Source organism: Candidatus Chloroploca asiatica (assembly GCF_002532075.1).
GTDB lineage: Bacteria > Chloroflexota > Chloroflexia > Chloroflexales > Chloroflexaceae > Chloroploca > Chloroploca asiatica.
Window position 1 is genome coordinate 1 of record NZ_LYXE01000093.1, and the last position, 689, is coordinate 689.

At 60.8% G+C, this 689-nt stretch carries 1 protein-coding gene; it reads left to right on the top strand.

Translation table 11 applies throughout. The features are described 5' to 3' along the window. Positions 1-87: 87 nt before the first annotated feature. Positions 88-689 (top strand): hypothetical protein (locus A9Q02_RS12500; RefSeq protein WP_216361508.1); only part of this gene is annotated, 602 nt, incomplete at its 3' end.

A 689-nucleotide genomic window follows, 5' to 3' on the forward strand; every position in this document is an offset into this window, starting at 1 on the left:
GGGTAGGTTTTTCAGATAATGTGCGGGTCATGACCATTTCTGCTACGATTATGGTAACAAACACCGATCGTAGAAAGGAATGGACCCATGAACCGCACGCAAGCATTATCGGAATGGAAGCTGGAAGTGTCAAGCCGGATGCCCCACCTGAGCAAGCCCCAAGCAGTGGTGCTGGCGTTGTGGAGCTTTGGGATCGTCTTCACCCGGTCGTGTGGTCGGGTCACGGTGGCGACGTTTTTGGCCTTGCTGTTGGGTCGGAAGCGCGATGCGGTCGAGCAACAACTGTACGAGTGGTGTGTCGAAGCGCGCCGCAAGCGGGGTTCGAAGCGGCACGAGCTTGATGTGACGAGCTGTTTTGTGCCGTTGCTGCGCTGGATGATCAGCATGTGGGGCGACAGCCTCCAGATCGCCTTGACCCTCGATGCGACGACGCTCAGTACGCGGTTTGCCATCTTGGTGGTCTCGGTGGTCTATCGCGGCAATGCCATTCCGGTGGCCTGGACGATTGTCCCCGCCACCGAGAAACGGGCGTGGCGGCGCGACTGGTTGCGCATGCTGCGCCTCCTGCGTCCCGGCATCCCGTCCGATTGGACCGTGTTGGTCTTGAGCGACCGCGGCCTGTATGCCCGCTGGCTGTTCGGGCGGATCGTCCGCCTCGGGTGGCATCCGTTCATGCGCATCAAGGCGGG